Below are 20,556 nucleotides of genomic sequence, written 5' to 3' on the forward strand. Positions count from 1 at the left end.
TGGCGGCATTTTCCTATTCCGTGGCGTTTCTTTTATCAGGCTGACCGCCTGTAGCGGAGGCCAGCGATTGCCCGGTCGCACTCCGCTCGCGACGTGGGGAAATCCAGGAATTCCACGAGCGTTCGCCGCCCAACGCCCATGTGTAGCCCGTCGATGAGCTGCAGACAGCGGAACAATGCCTCGTAGCTCTCCCGCTTGCGGGTCATCATGGTGTGAATACTTCCGCGATGATAGGCCGCAGTGGCTTCCACTGCCGTAAGTTCCCTTCGGCATATCTGTCCCATTTCGGCCAACATTTCCCAGCTCAGCAGCTTGCCGCCTTCAGACCATCCCAGATGAAGGGTCGCTATCGTGTGTCTTTTCCGCCGGGCGCTTGGGCGGAGAGACATTTCATGGATCAGCCGTTCAAAGTGCGCCATGGTTGCAAGCCCCGTATAGACGTCCGTGCAGGAGAAGGGCTCGAGGCGTTCATTTTCCGTTGCCCATCCCTCGACGAGATCCCGCATGGAACCGTCATCGGCAGGCACGCCTGCCGCTTCAAAAAAGGCACTGAAATCCTGCATGGTTTCGCGGACTCCAACGCCGTGATAGGCGCGGGACGCTCCGAGGTTCTTGGCAGACATGTGCAGCTCACCACCCTCCGCTTGGGCCTTCAGCATGTCCTCGACTTCAGGAACCAGCCAGTCACCCGGGAATAGCCATCCGGCCTGCTCACTACGTTGTCGCCAGCGCCCACGGAGCTGTAAGGACCTGCTTTCGATTTTTAGATGAGCGCGTTGATCTTTCATGTCCAATGAGTGCCTTTGATCGCTAAGTCATGACGCAATTTCGTCCAAATACTGGACATCGCTCTCGCTTGGCATGGTTCCATCCGCAGGTCAGAAAAAGTTTTCGCTTTTTGCGGCATGAACTTTTCCTAGACCGCACTCATTGACTGGAGACCAACCCTGCCGGACGCAAATGGATGGTCTCTCTTGATGTAACTGTCTTGCTCGTCGGTTGAGGGGTCGACCGGGTCACTGTTCTTTGGAAGGAACCCCTTGAAGTATCCGGTTGGGAAGATTACGGCGTTCGTTGCCGCGTTGATGATGGTCCTGGGAGGGCTTTCATTCGGGACGCTGGGCTTCGGGACACCGGCTCAGGCTTACGAGATCGCAACCGCCCCGGCGAACCTCAATGGCCCCGGTACCATCGCCACACTTTCGATGCCTGGATCTAATCTGACCACCACCTATGGCATGTCGGGAAATACCTGGATGGTGGGCCGGTCAACGATGGGCAGCCGTGGATATGTGCCATCTGATTTCTCACAGAACATCGTAACCGGGGCCTCTGCCGTCGAATTTGCCACTCACGCAGTCAACAATTGCGCAGCAACCGGCACTTGCAGCGGTTTGGGGACTGTCACCATCGCTTTCAACCAACCGGTGAGGAATCCCGTACTTAACATCGCTGGCCTCGGCGGAGAGGTTCACTTGGATGAGACTGACAACGGGAGTGTTGACCGACAATCCCAGTTGAGCGCCGTCCTAAACCTCACAACCCCTGGCCTGACGATGACCAAGCTGTCGGGTGGCAACCTTTCGGTGGTAAACAACGCCATCACAACTAGCAACAACAATGCCGGAACGGCGTGTAATACGAGTGTGCAGACCGGCACACCCGACCCTGTCGACGCACAGGCTACGGCAGGATGTGGATCGGTCCGCATCAACGGCATCGTGAACACGTTGACTTTCAACATCAGCAGCGTCTTCGTTCCAGTCAACAGCGCGATGCCTGGTTACACCGACAACGACATCACACACATCGGAGACCACAACCAGGACAACTTCGTCATTGCGATGAGCGCTCTGCAGGATTTCGGTGATGCTCCGGCCAGTTATGACCAAGGCAGTGCTGCCCGGGCTGTTCTGTCGGACGTGACGCTTGGGCCGAATGTCACTGAGGACAACGCGACGGTTGCCAACGGCACTGCCTCGCCGAATGCGGGTCCGACGGCGGCCCAGGACCTGATGGACGACGGCGTGGTGCTGGCTCCGATGGTGCAGGGTGCTACCAGCTACTCGACAACGGTGGCGATCAGTGGGGCCAGTAAAGCAGGCATGACCTGTGGGTGGATTGATTTCAACAAGGACGGGATTTTCAATAACACTGCCGAGCGGGCCTGCGCTTCCTTCTTGGCAGGCGCCACGACCGCCACACTGACCTGGGCGTCGATCACTTCCGTGACTGCGGGGACGACGTATGCGCGCTTCCGGATCGGCTACACCACCGCCCAGGTCCAGCTCCCGATCGGACCCTCCGATGCCGGCGAAGTGGAGGACTACATCTTCACGATCGCTCCTGCCGCTGCTCCGGCGATCACGCTGGTGAAGACCGTGAACAAGACCACCCTGGTGGCCGGTGAAACCGCCACGTACACGTTCGTGGCGAAAAACACGGGCAACGTGATACTTACCGGAGTCGTGATCACCGAGACCCAGTTCTCCGGAACGGGCACGATCTCACCCTTGTCCTATGCCTGGCCGGGCCTTCCGGGCATCCTGTTGCCCGGGCAGTCCGTGACGGCGACCGCAACGTATGTGGTCACGGCGCCCGATGTCACCACGGGGTTGCTGACCAACACGGCGAAAGTCACCGGAAACCCGCCCCTGGGGTTGCCCGTCACGGCAATCGATGACGCGCAGGTCACCGCACCGGCGGCGTGGAAGATCAAAAAGACGGCGACGGTCAACGGGGGAGTTCCCGCGAACGGGTCCGTCAACCCGGGCCAGACCATCGTGTACACGGTCACGGCCACCAGTATCAGCGGCACCATCACCGGGGTCGTGCTGAAGGACAACCTGGGGGAGGTCCTGGATGATGCGACGTTCGTGTCAGGGTCCGCGTCCCTGGTAATCGGCACCGGAACACCGGTGGCGGTGGCCAACCCGGTGCCGCCCTCCACCCTGCTGGCTACCGCGGCGTTCACACTGCCGGCCGGGCAGACAGCCACCTTGAAGTACAGCGTCCTGGTCAAGACAGGGGCGTGGAACAAGGAGCTTGTCAACATGGTGACGGGCACGGCGGCCACCACCGCACCGCAGACCTGCGCACCCGGCTCCAGCGCCCCGGGTCCTGACTGCACCACCACCCACCGAACCCCGGGCAAGGTGTTGATCGAGAAGATCGGCGAGTCCTCCGGCGGTACCTGGGTGCCGATGGCCGGGTCCACCTGGGCGGTGCACGTGGATAACAACGGAACCCCCGGTACCGTGCTGGGAAGCCCGGCCGTGACTGCCGTGGCCGGGCAAACGGGCCGGTTCCAACTCGAAGGGATCCAGCCCGGAACGTACTGGCTTGCAGAAACCAAGGCCCCGGCCGGGTTCAGCCTCCTGGCCGAACCGGTGAAATTCACCATCGCCGCCACCGGTGCCGTGACCCTGGGCCAGGGTTCCCAAGGTCAGGGGTCCGGTGGTGGCGTAGTGACCAGCACCGACGCTGACGGTGACGGAATTTTCCTGCTCACGGTCCGGGACGTGCCTGCCTTGGAGTTGCCCGAGTCCGGCGGCATCGGCTGGTGGCCCTTCACCACCACCGGATCAGCCCTGCTGATCGGCGCCCTCGCCCTGACCCTTGCCGCCAACCGCCGCCGCCGGCAAGAGCCGGTCAGTACCTAGAAGAAGAGTTCCCCAGGCCCCGTGTGTGTTGCGGGGCGGGGCAGCAAAGTGTTCATTTCCGAGCATCAGCACCACCAGCATGAAAAACCATCACGATGAAAGAGGAATACACAGTGAGTAATCACCACACCGGGCGGGTTTGGAAGACCGCCGCCGCTACGATCGCCGGGGCGGTGTTGGCGATGTCCTTCTCCGTGGCCCCGGCGTCGGCTGCGCCCCTGGTTGACGGGAACAAGACCGGTTCCATCACGGTCCACAAGTTCGAACGTCCCTCCACTCCGACGGGCCTGCCGAACAACGGCACGTCCGTGGATACCACCGGCCTGACACCGTTGGCCGGTATCGAGTTCACGATCCAGCAGGTCAACACCATCGACCTGTCCACCAACGCCGGCTGGGACGCCGCGCACAACCTCTCCGGCGTCTTCGCCCCGGCCAACCCGGCGGGCTCGATCACCGGCGCCGGGTACACCCTGGGCGCTGCCCAGGCGAAGACCACCGACGCTGCCGGCACCGCCGGTTTCACCGCGTTGCCGGTGGGCCTGTACCTGGTGACCGAAACGAACTACCCGGCCGGTGTGACGCCGTCGGCTCCGTTCCTGGTGTCCGTGCCGTTGACGGACCCGGATAACAAGGACAACTGGATCTACGACGTCCACGTCTACCCGAAGAACTCCGTTGCCGGGGCCGAGAAGACCGTCACGGATGCCCCTGACGTCAAACTCGGGGACCAGATCGACTTCACGATCACCGGTGACATCCCGAACGAAGCCGTCATCGATGGCTACAAGATCGTGGACGTCCTGGACCCGAAGCTGACCTACGTCGGCGCGTCCGCGACCCTCGTTGACGGCACGCCCATCACGGCCGGCACGGACTACACCGTGAACTTCGACGCCGCGACCAACACCGTCTCGGTCATCTTCACCCCCGCAGGCCGCGTCAAACTCGCTGCACACACCGATACCCGTGTTCAGGTCATGGTCAACACCAAGGTCAACACCATCGGTGAGATCGAAAACGAAGCTGTCGTGTACCCGAACGCTGCCAGCTTCACCACCACCCCGGGCCAGCCCGGCGGCCCGATCGTCACGCCCCCGGTCGTGACCAAGTGGGGCGAAATGACGCTGCAGAAGGTCAACGAGAACGGTGCAGCCCTTGCCGGCGCCGCGTTCTCCGTCTACACCAACGAAGCCGACGCCAAAGCCGGGACCAACCCGGTGGACCTCAACGGCCAGACGGTCTTCACCGTCGCCGCTGACGGCACCCTGACGATCTCGGGCCTGCGGTACTCGGACTGGGCCAACGGCGCAGCCGTGGCACCCGGAACCCCGGACTACCGCACGTACTACCTGGTAGAGACCACCGCCCCGACAGGCTATGAACTGCTCGCCGAGCCGGTCTCCTTCCTGATCAACGCCGCCAGCACCACGGTCGGTATCGACCTGAGCGTGAAGAACATCCCCTCCAACAGCGGCTTCCAGCTGCCGCTGACCGGTGGCGTGGGAACCGGCATTCTCTACGCAGCCGGTGCCCTCCTCGTCGTCGGCGCGGCCCTGATGTTCGTCCGCAACCGCCGCACCAGCAACAACTAACACCAACACCAGCAACAGCACCACCGCTGGTAAACAACACAACGGGGGCCGCTACCCGCGGCCCCCGCAGTGACCCCAAGTGGGGAAGAACGCCAACCACGCGCTCTTCCCCACTTGCATTCCCGTTTGCACTTCATAACTGCTGCAGTCTTCATAACTGCTGCACGCTTCACAACTGCCCTCTTCCAACCGACTCACCCAGCTACAGGATTTTGATGACACAGGCACCAACCCGCACCCGTCGTGGACTCCGGCATCTGACCGGACCGTGGAGCCGCCAACGGCTCCTGATCGTGCTGGTGGCGGTCATCGGCGTCGGAATCCTGCTTTATCCCACGGCCGCAGCCTGGTTCTCGGACCGGATCCATGCCACCGAGATCAGCGGCTACGTGGATTCTGTCCAGACGATGAACCCCTCCGCAAAGAAGTCGCTCCTGGACCAGGCCCGGGAGTTCAATGACGAACTGCCCTCAGGACCTCTCCGGGACCCCTACTCCTTGAATGAAGCAGGCGAGCAAACCACCATCGGCGCCGGCTCCGAGGCGTATAAGGAGATGCTGGCGGTCGGGCCTGGAGGCATGATGGGCCGCATCAGCATTCCCTCTATCCACGCCGATTTACCCATCTTCCATGGCACTGACGAGGACACCCTCTCCAAAGGAGCGGGTCACCTTTTCGGGTCTGCGCTGCCCGTGGGCGGCAAAGGCACCCACAGTGTGTTGAGCGCTCATTCAGGATTCGTCAACGCCACCCTCTTCGATGACCTGGACAAAGTCCATGAAGGCGACGTCTTCAGCATCAACGTCCTCGATGAAACTCTCTATTACAAGGTGGACCAAATCCTCACGGTCCTGCCCGACCAAACGGAGGCTTTGCGCAAAGTCGAGGGCAAGGATTACCTGACGCTCATTACCTGCACACCCAAAGGCATCAACAGCCACCGACTCCTGGTTCGCGGCGAACGAACCACCGCCCCCACCAGCGCTGACGGACCCCGCACTCTGCCGTCCACCACAACAGACCCCGGATTCCCTTGGTGGATCCTGGGCATCACCGGCTCGATAGCGCTGGCAATCATTGCGACCAAGCCACGCAGGCGATCCTCTGACGAAGAGCAGGCGATACCCTCTGACGAAGAGCATTTGATCTTCTGACGAAGAGCACTCGACCCTCTGACGAAAAGACAGGGCGCCGGGAGCGTTCAGCGCATAGTCTAGGCGCATGACGACTCGAGCCAATGAACTCACCGCCCTGGTCACCGGCGCGACGGCTGGGCTCGGTGCGGAATTCGCGCGCCAGCTCGCCGAAGCGGGACACCACCTAGTCCTGGTAGCCCGCGATGAAGAACGCCTCAAGGAAAAGGCCGAGGAGTTCGAACGCGACTTCAGTATCTCGGCCGAGGTTCTGCCCGCAGACCTGACTACCGACGTCGGGGTTTCCTTGGTGGCCAACCGCTTACGGGACGCTGCGCGACCTGTGGACGTCCTGGTCAACAACGCCGGAATCGGACTGCTGAAGTCGTTCGAGCAGAACGAGTTGGAGGAAGAACGGCGACATCTCCGCCTCCACGTGCAGACACCCCTGGAGCTGTGCCACGCGGCCCTTGAAGTCATGCTGGCTCGCGGAAAAGGCCGGATCATCAACGTTGCCAGCGTCGCAGCCTTCGCCAACAGGGGCACTTACTCGGCGGCCAAAGCCTGGCAGGTGACATTCAGCCGTTGGGCGAACATTGCGTATGGGAAGTCGGGCGTGCAGGTCACAGCCGTATGCCCTGGCTTCACGCACACAGAATTCCACGACCGCATGGGCATGGATAAGTCCGTGGCGCCGCGATTCCTGTGGCTCACTGCCGAGCGCGTGGTGCGGGAAGGGCTGGAGGACAACGCCAAGGGCAAGGCTGTTTCCATCCCGACGCGTCGATACAAAATGGTGAGCTTCTTTGCGCGTATCTTGCCGGCGAAGCTTACTTCCGGCCCGCCGCGTCGGCCCCTGCAGCCTTAAGAACCGGAACGACTGGTGCCCTCACGAGCACCGCCACCGCGATTCCAATCACCGCTCCAACGAACGTCTCAACGGCCCGCTCCATCACCAGTACGCCCGGATCCATTGGGGACGCGAGTTGGGCGATCAGCAGGACCACGGGCGTGAAGAACACCATGGCCCAGCCGTAGTGCCGCGCCATGAACAGCTCAGTGGGAAACTGGCACAGGACCACCACAATGGCCAGGACTATGGCCGTTTGGCCCGGGAAATACTGCAGCGGTGACAACGGAGTTGGGAAAAGTACGACGGCGACAACCGCCAACCCCAGGAACGTCCCCACGATGCGGTGGATGCCTCGGTGGACGCGGCTCGGGAGGTCCGCGCCTGCCAACGGCACGGCGGCTGCGGCCATGGCCCAATGCGGATGGCCGCTCCCACTCAGAACTCCGCATACGCCGGCAGCACCGACAGCGAGAGTGTAGCGGGCCGCATGAACAAGGGCAGATTGCCGTAAGGGTCCGCGGAGGACAGGTACATTGCGGGCAGCGCCCGGCTCCCACCTTCGATGCCGAAGCCAACCAGCGAACCCGACCAGAATCGAAAACGCCGCGGAAGCAGTACCGATCAGCACCGCCGTCAGGAACGGGATGCTGGTGGGGACCGATGCGCAGGCACCCAGGGCGAGGATGCCGAAGAAAGGCCCAATCGGTTTAAGGCGCACGGAGTCGGCATATAAGGAACCAGCACCGGCAAACAGCGTTGCCACCAACACCAGCCACCAGGAGTGGATGTGGTTAACGGAAAGAAACGTGCCAATGGTGAGTCCGCCAACCAGAACCAGCGCGGCCTGGGCTTGGTGTTTGAGCCGCAGTTGGTGGGTTTCATTGCGTCCGTACATTCCAGTGAGCGCGCCGAACACCGCATACATCATGAGGTCCGGACGGCCAATCAGAATCAGGACCAGCCCCGGAACTGCGACACTGAGGGCTACCCGAACCGCCGAGAGGCGGTCGTTGTTCGCCGGCCCAAGTTTGTGGAGCTCGCGGGCGTGCGCCATGAATGCGGGCAGGGGAAACACCACCAATCATTCAGGGCTTGTGGGCGAGCTATCTGTATCGAAAATTATCAGGAGTGGCGGGTGGGTCGCCATTAGCCCAGTCACAACCCGTAGTAAGGCATTGGCAGTACCCCTTACGTCAGTACCTCCCATATGAGTCGAGAACGTTGTTGACTGAATCAAACGAGTTACTTAAAGCAAAGGAAGGCATCATGCACACGCGGACACTTGGGCAAGGTTTGAAGGTATCGGCCATCGGTCTTGGCTGCATGGGTATGTCCCAAAGCTACGGCCCCAACCCGGGGGACCGGACGGCGATGATCAAGGTACTTCGTGAAGCGGTGGACATTGGTATCAACTTCTTTGACACGGCCGAGGTTTACGGGCCGTTTGTCAACGAGGAACTCGTCGGCGAGGCGCTTGCTCCTATCAAGGACCAGGTAGTCATTGCCACGAAATTCGGCTGGCGCATCGAAGACGGCAAGTCCGTTGGCCTGGACAGTTCTCCTGAACGGATCAAACGGGTGGCGGACGAGTCGCTCCGCAGGCTTGGGGTGGAGACCCTGGACCTTTTTTATCAGCACCGCGTTGATCCAAAGGTGCCCATTGAGGATGTCGCGGGAGCTGTGGGTGAGCTGGTCAAAGAGGGCAAAGTACGCCACTTCGGCCTTTCCGAGGCCTCCGCCGCCACAATTCGTGCAGCCCACGCAGTCTTTCCCGTGACCGCTGTGCAGAGTGAATATTCGTTGTGGACACGGGATCCGGAACCGGAGGTCCTGCCAACCCTCGCGGAACTCGGCATTGGCTTTGTCCCGTTCAGCCCACTCGGCAAGGGATTCCTTACGGGCACTGTTGATCCGTCCACCCAGTTTTCGCCGGGTGACGTCCGCGGCACTATCCCTCGATTCACCACAGAAAACCGCGCGGCCAACCAGGCCTTGGTGGATCACGTGGCCGAACTTGCCGCCTCGAAAGGTGCATCGCCTGGTCAGATCGCGCTGGCCTGGCTTCTCGCCCAGCAGCCATGGATTGTCCCGATCCCGGGCACACGACGTCGGGAACGACTCGAAGAGAATGCTGCCGCGACCAACGTGGCGCTCTCCGCCGACGAAGTTGCCGATCTGGATGCGGTGGCCAGCAGGATCGGAGTGCAGGGCAACCGTTACAACGATCAACACATGGGTCTCGTGGGAAGGTAGCAGGAGCACTGGAGCGTTGTCCGGCAGAGTCTGCGAAGATCAAGGTATGCCCGTTGCCTTCGTCTGCCGAACCCGCTCCGCCATGTCACCGCAGGAGCTGTTCGACCTGTCCCGAAACATCGACGCCCACGTTGGCTCGATGACCAAAAGCCGGGAAAAAGCCATAGCCGGCGTCACCACGGGTCTGATTTCGGAAGGCGAGCAGGTCACGTGGCAGGCGTGGCACCTTGGAGTCCGGTTCCGCATGACCAGCCGCATCACACGTATGGAGGCACCGGCGTCGTTCACTGACGAGCAGGTGCGCGGCCCTTTCAAGTACCTCCGTCACACGCACGAGTTCCGGCAGGACGGCAGCGGGACGCTGATGGTGGACACCGTGGAGTTTGCTGCCCCCTTCGGGCCGCTGGGCCGCCTGCTGGAGAAGCTGGTCCTGGCCAGATACTTGCAGGATTTGATCGAAACCCGCAACGGGTTCCTCGTGGGTCGGGCGCCTCCCGCACTGGATAAGCGGTGATCCGGCTAGCTCGACCTGACGATCTGCCGCGTTTGCAGGACATCGAACGGGCGGCGGGGGAAGCCTTCCGGGCCCTGGGCATGGATCAGATCGCGGACGACGAGCCCTTCTCCCTGGACGAGATGAACGTCTACGTGGCTGTCGGCCGTGCCTGGGTGTGGGTCGATGGGCTGGACTACCCCTTGGCGTACTTGTTGACGGACATTGTTGATGGCAACGCGCACGTGGAGCAAGTAAGCGTGCACCCAGATCAGGCGCACCAAGGACTCGGCCGCGAGCTGCTGCATGCTGCACGGGTGTGGGCAAGGGGGCATGGCATGCAGCGCCAGACGCTGAGCACGTTCCGCGACGTGCCGTGGAACGCGCCGTACTACCGGCGTCTGGGGTTCCAAACGCTCGACGCCGGAAGTTGGGGCCCGGAGCTGGCCAAGCTCATGGAGCACGAAGCTGAGTTGGGGCTGACGCGTTGGCCTCGGGTCGCCATGTGGCGTCCGGTGGTTCCGCCGACGTAGCTACTACTCAGCCACCAACTCAACTTCGTAGCTGTCAGTGTTGATCAAATACGCGGCGTAGTGATCCGGCCCGCCGGCGTGCGGGTACTTCGACTCGAACATCTCGTACCAGCCGGCGTCGGCACCGAGCGCGCGAATCCGGTCCACGTTCTCCCGGGTACCAGCATGGAAGGCCACGTGATTGAGCCCGGGATCCGTGCGCCGGTGGGCCGTTCCGGTGATGGCATCGGTGCCTTCCACCACCACGTACGTGCCATTGAGCTTCCAACTGCACCCCGTGGGCCAGTCTTGGAAGGGCTTGTAACCAAGCTCGCCCAAGAGCCAGCCCCACTCCTCCCGGGCTCGTTCAAGGTGCGGCACCCAGATCTCAAGGTGATGGATGGAACCCACAGTTGTGTCAGGCATGCGCCGAGTCTACGAGATCAGGGCGTGGCCGCGTCAGGGATTCGACGGCGGTTTGAGTCTTACGCGGACAGCGGCACCTGCGCAGAGGATCACGGCGAGCCCGCCAAACGCCGTGGTCCACGTCATCGATTCTCCCAAGAGGAGGCTTGCCCACGCGATGGTCATGACCGGTTGGACCAGTTGGATCTGGCTGACTTGCGCCATGGGGCCGATCGCCAAGCCGTGGTACCAGGCGAAGAATCCGAGGAACATGCTCACAATGCCCAGGTAAGCGAAGGACAACCACTGAACCGGTGTAGCCGAGGGCGCACCCGAACCCAGTGAAAGCAATGTCAGCAGCAGCATCGCGGGGGAGGCAACCACCAGCGCCCACGAGACTGTCTGCCAGGGGCCGAGTTCCCGCGCCAGCAGGCCTCCTTCCGCATAGCCTATGGCTGCCGCAATCACGGCGCCGAGGAGCAGAAGGTCAGCCCAATGCAGCTGACCGAAACCGCCGGACTGAACCAATGCGAAAACCAGCGCGGCAATAACGCCAACCGCAGTCAGGACCCAGAACAGGAGCCGCGGACGTTCACGGCCCCGGATCACCGCTACCGTTGCCGTGGCCGCAGGCAGTAGCGCGATGACGATGGCTCCATGGCTGGCAGTGGTGGACGTCAGCGCGAACGTTGTCAGCAAGGGGAAGCCGGCAACGATGCCACCGGCCACCACAGTCAGTCGAAGCCATTGGACGCCCTTCGGGAAACGTTGCCGGGTAAGGCCCAAGGCCAGTGCTGCAAGAATGGCCGCAACAACGGCCCTGCCTGCCCCAATGAACAGGGGAGATAAGCCTTCAACGGCCACGCGGGTGAAGGGAACCGTGAACGAAAATGCGACAACGCCAAGAAGGCCCCACCAGACGCCTGTCGGCGTCCGCCTGGATATCACTGGCTGCGAAAGGATAGTAGCGCTACTATTGAGACTCATGGATAACGATAGCAGTTCCCGGATAGTCTCGCGACTAAAAGAATGGATCGCTGGGGCCGCACCGGGAGCCAAACTGCCATCCACGCGTCAACTTGTGGCCGAGTACCAGGCAAGCCCCGTCACGGTGCAGAAGGCCTTGCGAACCCTCACTGCCCAGGGCCTGATAGAAAGCCGCCCCGGCGTTGGCACCTTCATTCGCGCTTACCGCACTGCCAGACCATCCGACTACGGCTGGCAGACAGCGGCCCTCCGAGCCGCCCAAACGCCGCGCCTCTTGAACTCTGGCGCCATGCGCAGCGCTCCGAACGATGTCATCGCCTTCCACTCCGGCTATCCGGATCGGGAACTCCTCCCGGAGCGGCTGGTCCGGGCCGCACTTACCAGGGCTGCCCGAGGCGACGCTGCGCTGGCGCGGCCACCTGCCCAGGGCCTTCCCGAACTGCAATCCTGGTTCGCCCACGAGCTCAGCACCTCGACGCCGGTTGGCGTCACGCCGCCCCAGCCGAGCGACGCCGTCGTACTTCCCGGGAGCCAGAGCGGACTAAGCTCGATCTTTCGCGGCCTGGTGGGGCATGGGCGGCCACTGCTGGTGGAGTCGCCCAGCTACTGGGGAGCGCTGCTGGCCGCTGGCCAGGCCGGTGTTCGCGTCATTCCGGTGCCGTCCGGCCCTGAGGGACCGGATCCTGACGAGCTGGCGAGGGCTTTTGAGGAATCCGGGGCCCGGATGTTCTACGCGCAGCCCAACTTTGCCAACCCCACGGGTGCCCAATGGTCTCCCGAACGGGGCGAGGAGATCCTTCGGATTGTCCGTCAGCACGGAGCGTTCCTTGTGGAGGACGACTGGGCCCACGATTTCGGTATCACCGCGCAGTCCGTCCCGCTCGCCGCCAAGGACGATTCCGGCCACGTGGTCTACATCCGCTCGCTGACCAAGAGCGTCTCGCCGTCCATCCGCGTGGCAGCGATTATCGCCCGCGGTCCCGCACGGGAACGGATCATGGGGGCGCAGGCTGCGGAGTCGATGTACGTGAGCGGCCTGCTTCAGGCTGCAGCCCTCGACGTCGTCACTCAACCTGGCTGGCAAACACACCTTCGCGGACTGGGCCATCAGCTGCAATCGCGCCGCGACCTGTTGGTCACCAGCCTGCGTGAACACGTTTCGCAGGCCCACCTCAGCCACCTGCCCAAAGGCGGCCTCAACCTGTGGCTGCGGTTGCCGGACGGGTTCGACGTCGATCAGCTCACCAAGGATTGCGAAGCGGCCGGGGTTCTCATTGCGGCCGGAACGGAGTGGTTTCCAGCGGAACCTGAAGGCCCCTACATCAGGCTCAACTACGCCGGCCCCAATCCGGGCGGATTTCCCGAGGGTGCGCGGATTATTGGCGAGGCGGTCAAGGGTTTGCTGCCGGTTTAGGGGAGTGACGTCGCTCGGGTGGGTGCCGCCGTCGAGCCTTAACAGCCGTAGCCACCAATCCCAAGGAGAGCGCCTTGGGATTGGTGGCTACGGTGGGCGGCGGGTTGCCGCGAACTATCTGAGTCGCTGTGCAGAAGTTGCAGGCACGTGATCCCTAGGCCGGGGTCAGGTCCAGGTCCTTGTCACGCCGGCCGAACACTTCATCATCAATGGGCTGGCCGTCGAACGGCATTTCGTCCAGGTTGATGAGCGGGTTGGTGTCCTGGGTGGCAACGAGTTCGCGGGCCTCTGCGGCGGTGTCCACGCTGGGCATGGAGCCGGGAAGGGGACGCTGGGCGGATTCACGCAGGAAGTAGATGGCAATGGCACCCACGATGGACGTTCCCATCAGGTAGTAGGCCGGCATCATGTCATCGCCGGTGCCTTCAATGAGGCCCTGCACGATGAACGGAGTGGTTCCTCCGAAGATAGCCACCGAGAAGTTGTAGGCGATACCCATTCCGCCGTAGCGGCTGGACGTCGGGAACAGTGCCGGGAGGGCCGAGGCCAGGTTGGCAATGTAGAACGTCACCGGGAAGGCGATGAGGGCAAGGCCAGCCAGCGTGGACCAGATATCGCCGATCCCGATCAGCATGAAGGCAGGAACGGAGAACACGATGGTGCTGCCAGCGCCGATCCACAGCACGGGACGACGGCCGATACGGTCGGACAACTTACCTGTGAGCGGAATGCACAGGGCCATGATCACCAGGACCGGGATGGTCAGCAGGGTTCCATGGACGGGGTCGTAACCCTTGGAATCCGTGAGGTACGTGGGCATGTAGGAGGTCAACGCGTAGCCCACAGTGTTGGCTGCGGCGGCGAGAATCATGGCCAGCACGATCTGGCGCCAATAGGCCTTGATGATGCCAACCGGGCCCTTGGCGACGTTGGCATCCTGTGCCGCAGCGTCCTTGGCGATAGCTTCCTGGGCGTCCAGGGTGGCCTGGAACTGCGGGGATTCCTCGATCTTGCTCCGGAAGTATACAGCGATGATGCCCAGCGGACCGGCGATCAGGAACGGAAGCCTCCAGCCCCACTCCTCCATGGCTGCCTGTCCGAGCGTGAGCTGCAGGACTGAAACCAGCGCGGCGCCGAGGGCGAAGCCGATGTAGCTGCCCATGTCCAGGAAGCTCGCGAAGAAGCCGCGGCGCTTGTCCGGGGCATATTCGCTCACGAAGGTTGTAGCACCGGCATATTCACCACCGGTGGAGAAGCCCTGGACGAGCTTGAGGATGACGAGTAGCGCGGCGGCCCAGATGCCGATCTGCGCGTAGCCAGGCAAGAGTCCGACGGCGAACGTGCTTGCCGCCATCAGCATCAGTGTTGCTGCGAGCACCTTCTGGCGGCCCACCTTGTCGCCGAGCCAACCGAAGACGACGCCGCCAAGCGGGCGGGCGATAAAGGTTGCGGCGAAGGTGCCGAGAAGGAAGAGTGTCTGGACGGACTTGTCGGCTTCCGGGAGGAAGACGGGGCCCATGGTGGTGATGAGGTAGCCGAACACGCCGACGTCGTACCATTCCATGGTGTTGCCGACGATCGTGCCTCCGAGTGCTTTCTTCAGCATCGGCTGGTCCACAACATTGACGTCGGATTCTTTCAACCGGCGCTTGGTGCGGAGCTTCGTTTTCTTGGGGTTCTTTACAGTGTTGGCAGGGGCCGTTGTAGCGGCCGAAACCAGGTTTCCATTGGCGTTCCTTGCGCCTGGGGGAGAGACGGTGTTGCTTTGGTCTATGGGCATTTGGGCTTCTCCTAGGGAGGTCATTTGCTTGCGACTTCTGGCTGCCCCGCTCCGGGCAGGTGTTCAATTTTACGCGGTTTGCCCCTCAAACCCCAGTTGAGATCCGATTTATGGGGCGTATTAGGGCGCAATTTGCCTAGTCGTCTTACATCTTTTTCCCCGGCCTTGCCCTGCAATGGCGCGGAATCGGCACGGTTTTTGCCCTGCCGAGCACATTGTTACCAAATTGTTTAGCTGAGCCCATGAAACGGGGCGTTTTTGGGGTTAAAAACTGACTGATCCCGTGCCTTCTCTTGCCGTCCTGTCCGGGCGATACCCAGCACGATGGTTGCGTCCAGATTGTCGTCTGTCACCACCCGTGCACGCAGGTCCGACTGTTCCATGATCCTGGCGGTTTCGGGCGCTTGGTCTTCCGAGGTTTCAATCAGGAGGCAACCGCCCGGCGACAACCACTCAGCCGCGTGCCGCGCAACCCGGCGCTGGACATCCAAACCGTCAGTACCGCCGTCGAGCGCCACCATCGGTTCGTGCAAGCGCGCCTCAGGCGGCATCATGCCGATGGAACCCGTAGGTACATACGGAGCATTGGCGAGCACCACGTCCACGAGTCCCCGAAGTTCAAGGGGGAGGGCATCGTAGAGATCGCCTTCGAAAACGCGCCCGCCGCGGGGCTCCACGTTTTTGCGCGCGCAACTCACCGCGGCTGGGTCAATGTCAGCGGCGTACAGTTCGCAGCTTCCCATAAGATCGCTGAGAGCCGCACCGATCGCCCCAGAACCACAGCAGAGATCGACGACGATGCCACCCGGCGGTGCGATTTTCGCCGCCTGGCGCACCAGGAACTCCGTGCGACGCCGTGGAACGAAGACGCCGGGTTCAACAACCATGCGGCTCCCGCAGAAGTGCACCCACCCGAGGATGTGTTCCAAGGGCATTCCCTTGACGCGCTGGTCCACCATGTAGTCCAAATGGTCTGGACTCGTGGCGGCATCAATGAGGAGTTGCGCTTCGTCCTCCGCGAAAACGCAGCCGGCATCGCGGAGGGTGATGGCGACGGACATTCTCCTGGTCACGGGTGTCATGCTAGCCGAGGGGTTCACAAAAGCGGCGATTCTTGGTTAGGGTATGACGCATGGGAACACTGATTTTTGAGTAGACCGGCCTATGCCTTAGCGGCCCTCCGCACTTAATGGCACAGCCGAGTTTCACCTGACAAAAATCCATGCCTGTTGAGGCCCTGCCTCCATGCCGTTCCCGTTGTCGACGCTATTTTTCTCGAACCGCAACGCCATGGTTTTGGTGCTTCTTCAGGACTCACACCACTGAGGAGTCCACTTTTATGACTGCCAATCCTTCCGAAAACAACACCCCGGAGCCCGCTGCGTCGGGTACTCCAAAGCCTGCCACCGGCGGCATCAAGTCCAAACTGACCGATGCCCAGAAAGCGATGCTCGCCAGCAAGTCCGGCGGTGGCGCTCCCGCTGGCTGGCAAAGCACGGGCAAGGGGCACAAACCTACATCCGCCAGCGGCAAGCAAGCCAAGACGGAGAAGAAGGTCCGTTGGTGATTCCTGGACGCAGGTAAGTCCTGCAGACAACCATCTTCGGCGCGCCTAGTATTGAAATTCCTTCGTTCCATAGGGAAAGGAAGAACCATGACTGCAAAGAATCAAGCCGAAAATATCGATCCCGAGGTCGCCAGCCACTTGGTGGAGGCCATGGACATGGCTCCCATGCCTGAACCGGCAACCATTGACGTGTCCCTGGGTTTGGACCAGGAACAGCACTGGCCCGACGGTAGCGGCAAACGCCGGCACCCGAAGGACCAGGACCAAGCCCGCGGACGTATGGGGCAAGGCGCAGCAGTGACGGCAATCCACCGGACCAGCCGCCCGCAGATGCCGCACTCCTCCTAACCGCTGGCACCCGAGCCGACCCACATAGGCAGCCCAACTGACTAGCACTTGTGGTTGTTATGAGCGCTGAGAACAACCACTAATGCCAGTCAGTTGGGCTGGGTTACGTCTTTCGGTGACTTGTCCGGACGCCACCCACGCCACACCGGATGCCGTAGCCTGCCTGGGCCCGTCCATTCTCCGAACGTCACTTCTGCTACCAGTTCAGGCTTGACCCACTGGGCACCTGCTGCGTCCTCGCGGGGGATATCGGCGAACGGGGAATCAGCCACGAGCCGGGGCTCCAGTTTCTCCATGACATCCCTCAGCTGCCACTCCTTGAACCCGGTGCCCACCCGGCCCACGTAGTGCAGCTTCTCGCCTTGGGGAATGCCCAACACTAACGAGCCGAAGCTCCCACTCCGGGCACCAGCGCCAGGACGCCAGCCGCCCACGACCACTTCCTGACTCTGCTCCAGCTTGAGTTTGATCCACGAGCGGCTCCGCCGGCCGATCACGTAACGGCTATCTGCTTTCTTCGCCATCACTCCTTCCAAGCCGAGCTCACCCGCGCTTGTCATGAGGTCGTCGACGTCGTGGTCTAAGACAGCTGAAAGGTGAAGCGGGCAGCCAGCGCGCAAGGGCCCGGCAAACGCCTCAAGCCTCTCGTGGCGCTCACGGAAAGGCAGCCCGCTCAGGTCCGTGCCGCCGTCGTACAGAAGATCGAACAGCATCAGCTGCACCGGGACGGAAGCCCGTGCCCGCTGGATGTCTGCGGACTTCACTAGGTTCATCCGTAGCTGCAGCCGGCCGAAGTCCGGCCGTGAGCCCTTGCCAAGCGCCACGATTTCACCGTCAGCCACGAAATCGCCGTCGGGCCAGCACGAGCGGTCTGTCAGTTCGGGGTAGGTGGCGGTGAGATCGTTGCCGTTGCGGCTCATCAGACGAATTCTGCCATCAGTGCCGGTTCCAGTACCGGTGATGATCGCCCGGATTCCGTCCCACTTCAGTTCGTACAGCCAGTCGTCGCCACGAAGGTCGTCCACGGTGCCGGACGTGGCAAGCATGGGAGTGTAGTTCGGCATTGGCTGGGGAGCAGGAGTTTGAACGGGTGCCGGCTTAGATGCCCCGGCCCTGGCAGGCCGCCTGCCACCTGGCTGCTCCTTCATCAAGTGGATCAGCCAACGGTCACCGGTATTGATCAGTGCTAAACGCTTGGTCCCGTGCAGTCCACCTCCTGGCTGGCCCGTCAGCGTTGCGATCACTTCCTTGCCGTCCCGCCATTTCTCGCACGTGTACTCGCCACGGTCCCAAATGGTCATGGTCCCAGCGCCGTACTCACCTTTGGGAATGACGCCGGCGAAGTCCGCATATTCCATCGGATGGTCTTCCGTATGCACGGCAAGGTTGTTCCGGTCGGGTGTTTCCGGGACACCACGCGGCAAAGCCCAGGACGCAAGGACGCCGTTATGTTCCAGACGCAGATCCAGATGATAGCGCCGGGCATGGTGTTCCTGGATGACGAAGATGCCGCCGGGCGGGGCAGGGTCGCCCGGCTTGGGCTGGTCGGATGAGGAGCCTCCGGGCGCCGCCGAGGCAACAGCAGCCGACGACGCCGGGAACGGCTCAGGGGTTTTGCCCGGATCGCGCATCCCAACATATTTCGCGAGACGGTTCTCTACAGTCACCACGCGCTCGCGGGAACCTGAACCGCTGCCGGTTCCGGCGCCGTCGTCGTCATCCGAATACTCTCCATGCGGCGGAAGGTGCCGTGAGGAGATGGGCGCGAAGTGGTCCTTGCCGGTCTTGACCCGCTTCATCACGGCTGTGTAATCAAGATGGTCCAGGGTGCTGGAGGAGAGCTCCCGCCACGTGCGCGGCGCCGCCACGGTAGGGTGGGCTTTTCCCCGGAGCGAGTAGGGCACGATCGTGGTCTTGTTGCCGCTGTTCTGGCTCCAGTCCACCAACACTTTGCCGTGGCGGAGGGACTTCTTCATGTCGCTGACCACCAGTTCGGGGTGGTCGGACTCAAGGGCACGCGCCAGCTCATGGGCGAAGGCCGATACCTGCTCGGACTTCAGCGTTCCCTCCAACCCGGTGTAGAGGTGGATTCCTTTGCTGCCGCTGGTCACCGGCACGGGTTCCATGCCCATGTCCTGCAAGATGGAGCGGGCAAGTTTGGCCACCTCAACGCACTCAGGCAGGCCTGCGCCGGGACCAGGGTCGAGGTCCAGGACGAAGCGGTCAGGCCGGAGCGGATTCCCTTCAGCGTCCACCTGCCATTGGGGTACGTGAATCTCAAGAGACGCGATCTGTGCCATCCACGTGAGTGTGGCGAGGTTGTTGACCATGGGGTAGACGTTGGTGTGGTCCGAGTGCTGGATGGCGGTGCGGGGGATCCACTTGGGTGCGGAGTCTTCAAGGTTCTTTTGGAAGAACACCTGTCCCGGGTTCTCGGCGGTGCCCACACCGTTGACCCAGCGCTTGCGGGTGACGGGCCTGTTGGCGGCGGCAGGAATGAGGAAAGGCGCGACGGCGGCGTAGTACTCCAGGACCTCGGCTTTGGTGGTTCCGGTCTCGGGGTAGATGATCTTGCCCAGGTTGGTGAGGGTCAGTTCGTGGCCTTCCACGTTCACCCGCTCCTGTTGCTTGCCTGCCACCTCTTCTCCTCTGCTGTCTTGTGCTGTTGACTGGGTGCATGAGGGCCATATGGAAGGGATCTATCGCGTTCGGTCTGGTCAACGTACCAGTGAAGCTTTACAGCGCCACGGAGGACCACGATATTGGCCTTCACCAAGTCCACAATAAGGACGGCGGACGCATCCGGTACCAGCGGAAATGTGAAATTTGCGGCGAAGTTGTTGCTTACGAAGATATCGACAAGGCCTACGAAGAGGAAGGCCGCACAGTGGTTCTCACGGCGGCTGAATTGAAGTCCTTGCCGGAAGAGAACAGCCGCGAAATTGAGGTAGTGGAATTCATCCCTGCCGAGCAGCTGGACCCGATCATGTACGAGCGCAGCTATTTCCTGGAGCCGGATTCCAAATCCCCCAAGGCCTATATGTTGCTGCGGCAGACACTTGAGGACACGGACAGGATTGCAATTGTCCAGTACGCGCTGCGGCAGAAGACGCGGCTCGGGGCCCTGCGCGTACGCGGGGACGTACTCCTTCTGCAGGCCCTTCTCTGGGGCGACGAAGTCCGCGAGGCAAAATTCCCCTCGCTTGAGACGGACATCAAGATCTCCGACAAAGAACTTGAAATGTCATCGGCCTTGGTAGATTCCATGGCCCACGATTTCGACCCCGACGAATACACCGACGACTATCAGGTGCAGCTCCGTACGTTGATCGAGGCCAAGCTGGAAAAGGGCGAGGCGCTGGATACGGAAGCCACGTTCGGTGTCACGGAAGGCGAAGGGGAGGGCGGCGACGTCATCGACCTCATGGAGGCGTTGAAGCGAAGCCTTGACAAGAAGCGCGGCAAGGAAAAAGCGGCCGACGACGACGCTGCCGCCAGCAAAGCTACCAGCAAGCCAAAGGCGCGGGCCAAGAAAAAGGCGTGACCCGGCGTCG

At 62.1% G+C, this 20,556-nt stretch carries 18 protein-coding genes; 11 read left to right on the top strand and 7 right to left on the bottom strand.

The window, feature by feature from the left end; all coding sequences use genetic code 11:
* Positions 1-35: 35 nt before the first annotated feature.
* Positions 36-788 carry a hypothetical protein gene (locus tag AB4Z15_RS04730; RefSeq protein WP_442016302.1) on the bottom strand — a complete coding sequence of 251 codons (753 nt, stop codon included), beginning with the start codon at positions 786-788 and terminating at the stop codon, positions 36-38.
* 252 nt (positions 789-1,040) lie between these two features.
* On the opposite strand from AB4Z15_RS04730, the gene AB4Z15_RS04735 reads away from it, so the two are divergent.
* The 4 genes from AB4Z15_RS04735 (at position 1,041) to AB4Z15_RS04750 (ending at position 7,258) form a co-directional block, all read left to right on the top strand.
* Entirely contained in the window at positions 1,041-3,662 is a 2,622-nt protein-coding gene (locus tag AB4Z15_RS04735) for a DUF7507 domain-containing protein (protein WP_442016303.1), read from the top strand.
* A gap of 113 nt (positions 3,663-3,775) precedes the next feature.
* Positions 3,776-5,257 (top strand): SpaH/EbpB family LPXTG-anchored major pilin, encoded by a 1,482-nt coding sequence (locus tag AB4Z15_RS04740; protein ID WP_442016304.1) that lies wholly within the window; start codon positions 3,776-3,778, stop codon positions 5,255-5,257.
* Positions 5,258-5,472: 215 nt separating this feature from the next.
* The gene (locus tag AB4Z15_RS04745; RefSeq protein ID WP_442016305.1) at positions 5,473-6,411 is read left to right on the top strand and encodes a class C sortase; all 939 of its coding nucleotides are present in this window, start codon (positions 5,473-5,475) and stop codon (positions 6,409-6,411) included.
* Positions 6,412-6,478: 67 nt separating this feature from the next.
* On the top strand, positions 6,479-7,258 hold the full coding sequence (locus AB4Z15_RS04750; protein ID WP_442016306.1) for an SDR family NAD(P)-dependent oxidoreductase: 780 nt from the start codon (positions 6,479-6,481) through the stop codon (positions 7,256-7,258).
* On the opposite strand, the gene AB4Z15_RS04755 is transcribed toward AB4Z15_RS04750, so the two are convergent.
* Complete coding sequence (locus tag AB4Z15_RS04755; RefSeq protein ID WP_442016307.1) at positions 7,221-8,318, bottom strand: FUSC family protein; 1,098 nt, start codon at positions 8,316-8,318, stop codon at positions 7,221-7,223. The two genes, AB4Z15_RS04750 and AB4Z15_RS04755, sit on opposite strands and share 38 nt — an antisense overlap.
* 191 nt (positions 8,319-8,509) lie before the next feature.
* Between AB4Z15_RS04755 and AB4Z15_RS04760 the strand changes: the two genes are divergently transcribed.
* Genes AB4Z15_RS04760 through AB4Z15_RS04770 form a run of 3 tightly spaced genes read left to right on the top strand, consistent with a single transcriptional unit; the run spans position 8,510 to position 10,522 of the window.
* Positions 8,510-9,496, top strand: coding sequence for an aldo/keto reductase (locus AB4Z15_RS04760; RefSeq protein WP_442016308.1), 987 nt, complete (start codon positions 8,510-8,512; stop codon positions 9,494-9,496).
* A 46-nt stretch (positions 9,497-9,542) separates the two neighbouring features.
* Positions 9,543-10,010, top strand: a complete 468-nt coding sequence (locus tag AB4Z15_RS04765; RefSeq protein ID WP_442016309.1) for an SRPBCC family protein — start codon at positions 9,543-9,545, stop codon at positions 10,008-10,010.
* Positions 10,007-10,522 carry a GNAT family N-acetyltransferase gene (locus AB4Z15_RS04770; protein WP_442016310.1) on the top strand — a complete coding sequence of 172 codons (516 nt, stop codon included), beginning with the start codon at positions 10,007-10,009 and terminating at the stop codon, positions 10,520-10,522. The genes AB4Z15_RS04765 and AB4Z15_RS04770 overlap by 4 nt, the downstream gene beginning before the upstream one ends.
* Positions 10,523-10,525: 3 nt before the next feature.
* Here the strand turns inward: AB4Z15_RS04770 and AB4Z15_RS04775 are convergent, their stop codons facing one another.
* Both AB4Z15_RS04775 and AB4Z15_RS04780 read right to left on the bottom strand, forming a co-directional pair.
* The gene (locus AB4Z15_RS04775; protein WP_431117549.1) at positions 10,526-10,927 is read right to left on the bottom strand and encodes a VOC family protein; all 402 of its coding nucleotides are present in this window, start codon (positions 10,925-10,927) and stop codon (positions 10,526-10,528) included.
* A gap of 33 nt (positions 10,928-10,960) precedes the next feature.
* On the bottom strand, positions 10,961-11,893 hold the full coding sequence (locus AB4Z15_RS04780) for a DMT family transporter (protein WP_442016311.1): 933 nt from the start codon (positions 11,891-11,893) through the stop codon (positions 10,961-10,963).
* Between AB4Z15_RS04780 and AB4Z15_RS04785 the strand changes: the two genes are divergently transcribed.
* Entirely contained in the window at positions 11,892-13,307 is a 1,416-nt protein-coding gene (locus AB4Z15_RS04785) for an aminotransferase-like domain-containing protein (RefSeq protein ID WP_442016312.1), read from the top strand. The genes AB4Z15_RS04780 and AB4Z15_RS04785 overlap by 2 nt on opposite strands.
* Before the next feature lie 154 nt (positions 13,308-13,461).
* Here AB4Z15_RS04785 and AB4Z15_RS04790 read toward each other — a convergent pair whose 3' ends face one another.
* Both AB4Z15_RS04790 and AB4Z15_RS04795 read right to left on the bottom strand, forming a co-directional pair.
* On the bottom strand, positions 13,462-15,087 hold the full coding sequence (locus AB4Z15_RS04790; protein WP_442016313.1) for an MFS transporter: 1,626 nt from the start codon (positions 15,085-15,087) through the stop codon (positions 13,462-13,464).
* A gap of 230 nt (positions 15,088-15,317) precedes the next feature.
* Positions 15,318-16,169, bottom strand: a complete 852-nt coding sequence (locus AB4Z15_RS04795) for a putative protein N(5)-glutamine methyltransferase (protein WP_442016314.1) — start codon at positions 16,167-16,169, stop codon at positions 15,318-15,320.
* Positions 16,170-16,426: 257 nt separating this feature from the next.
* On the opposite strand from AB4Z15_RS04795, the gene AB4Z15_RS04800 reads away from it, so the two are divergent.
* Positions 16,427-16,654: a hypothetical protein gene (locus AB4Z15_RS04800; protein ID WP_442016315.1), complete on the top strand. Its 228-nt coding sequence runs from the start codon at positions 16,427-16,429 to the stop codon at positions 16,652-16,654.
* An 87-nt stretch (positions 16,655-16,741) separates the two neighbouring features.
* Positions 16,742-17,002 carry a hypothetical protein gene (locus AB4Z15_RS04805; RefSeq protein WP_442002905.1) on the top strand — a complete coding sequence of 87 codons (261 nt, stop codon included), beginning with the start codon at positions 16,742-16,744 and terminating at the stop codon, positions 17,000-17,002.
* Between the two features lie 89 nt (positions 17,003-17,091).
* Here the strand turns inward: AB4Z15_RS04805 and AB4Z15_RS04810 are convergent, their stop codons facing one another.
* Positions 17,092-19,641 carry an ATP-dependent DNA ligase gene (locus AB4Z15_RS04810; protein WP_442016316.1) on the bottom strand — a complete coding sequence of 850 codons (2,550 nt, stop codon included), beginning with the start codon at positions 19,639-19,641 and terminating at the stop codon, positions 17,092-17,094.
* A gap of 38 nt (positions 19,642-19,679) precedes the next feature.
* Between AB4Z15_RS04810 and ku the strand changes: the two genes are divergently transcribed.
* The gene (gene ku, locus AB4Z15_RS04815; RefSeq protein ID WP_442016317.1) at positions 19,680-20,546 is read left to right on the top strand and encodes a non-homologous end joining protein Ku; all 867 of its coding nucleotides are present in this window, start codon (positions 19,680-19,682) and stop codon (positions 20,544-20,546) included.
* Positions 20,547-20,556 lie beyond the last annotated feature (10 nt).

Origin of the sequence: Paenarthrobacter sp. 2TAF44, from assembly GCF_052114885.1 — a bacterium.
Taxonomy (GTDB): domain Bacteria; phylum Actinomycetota; class Actinomycetes; order Actinomycetales; family Micrococcaceae; genus Arthrobacter.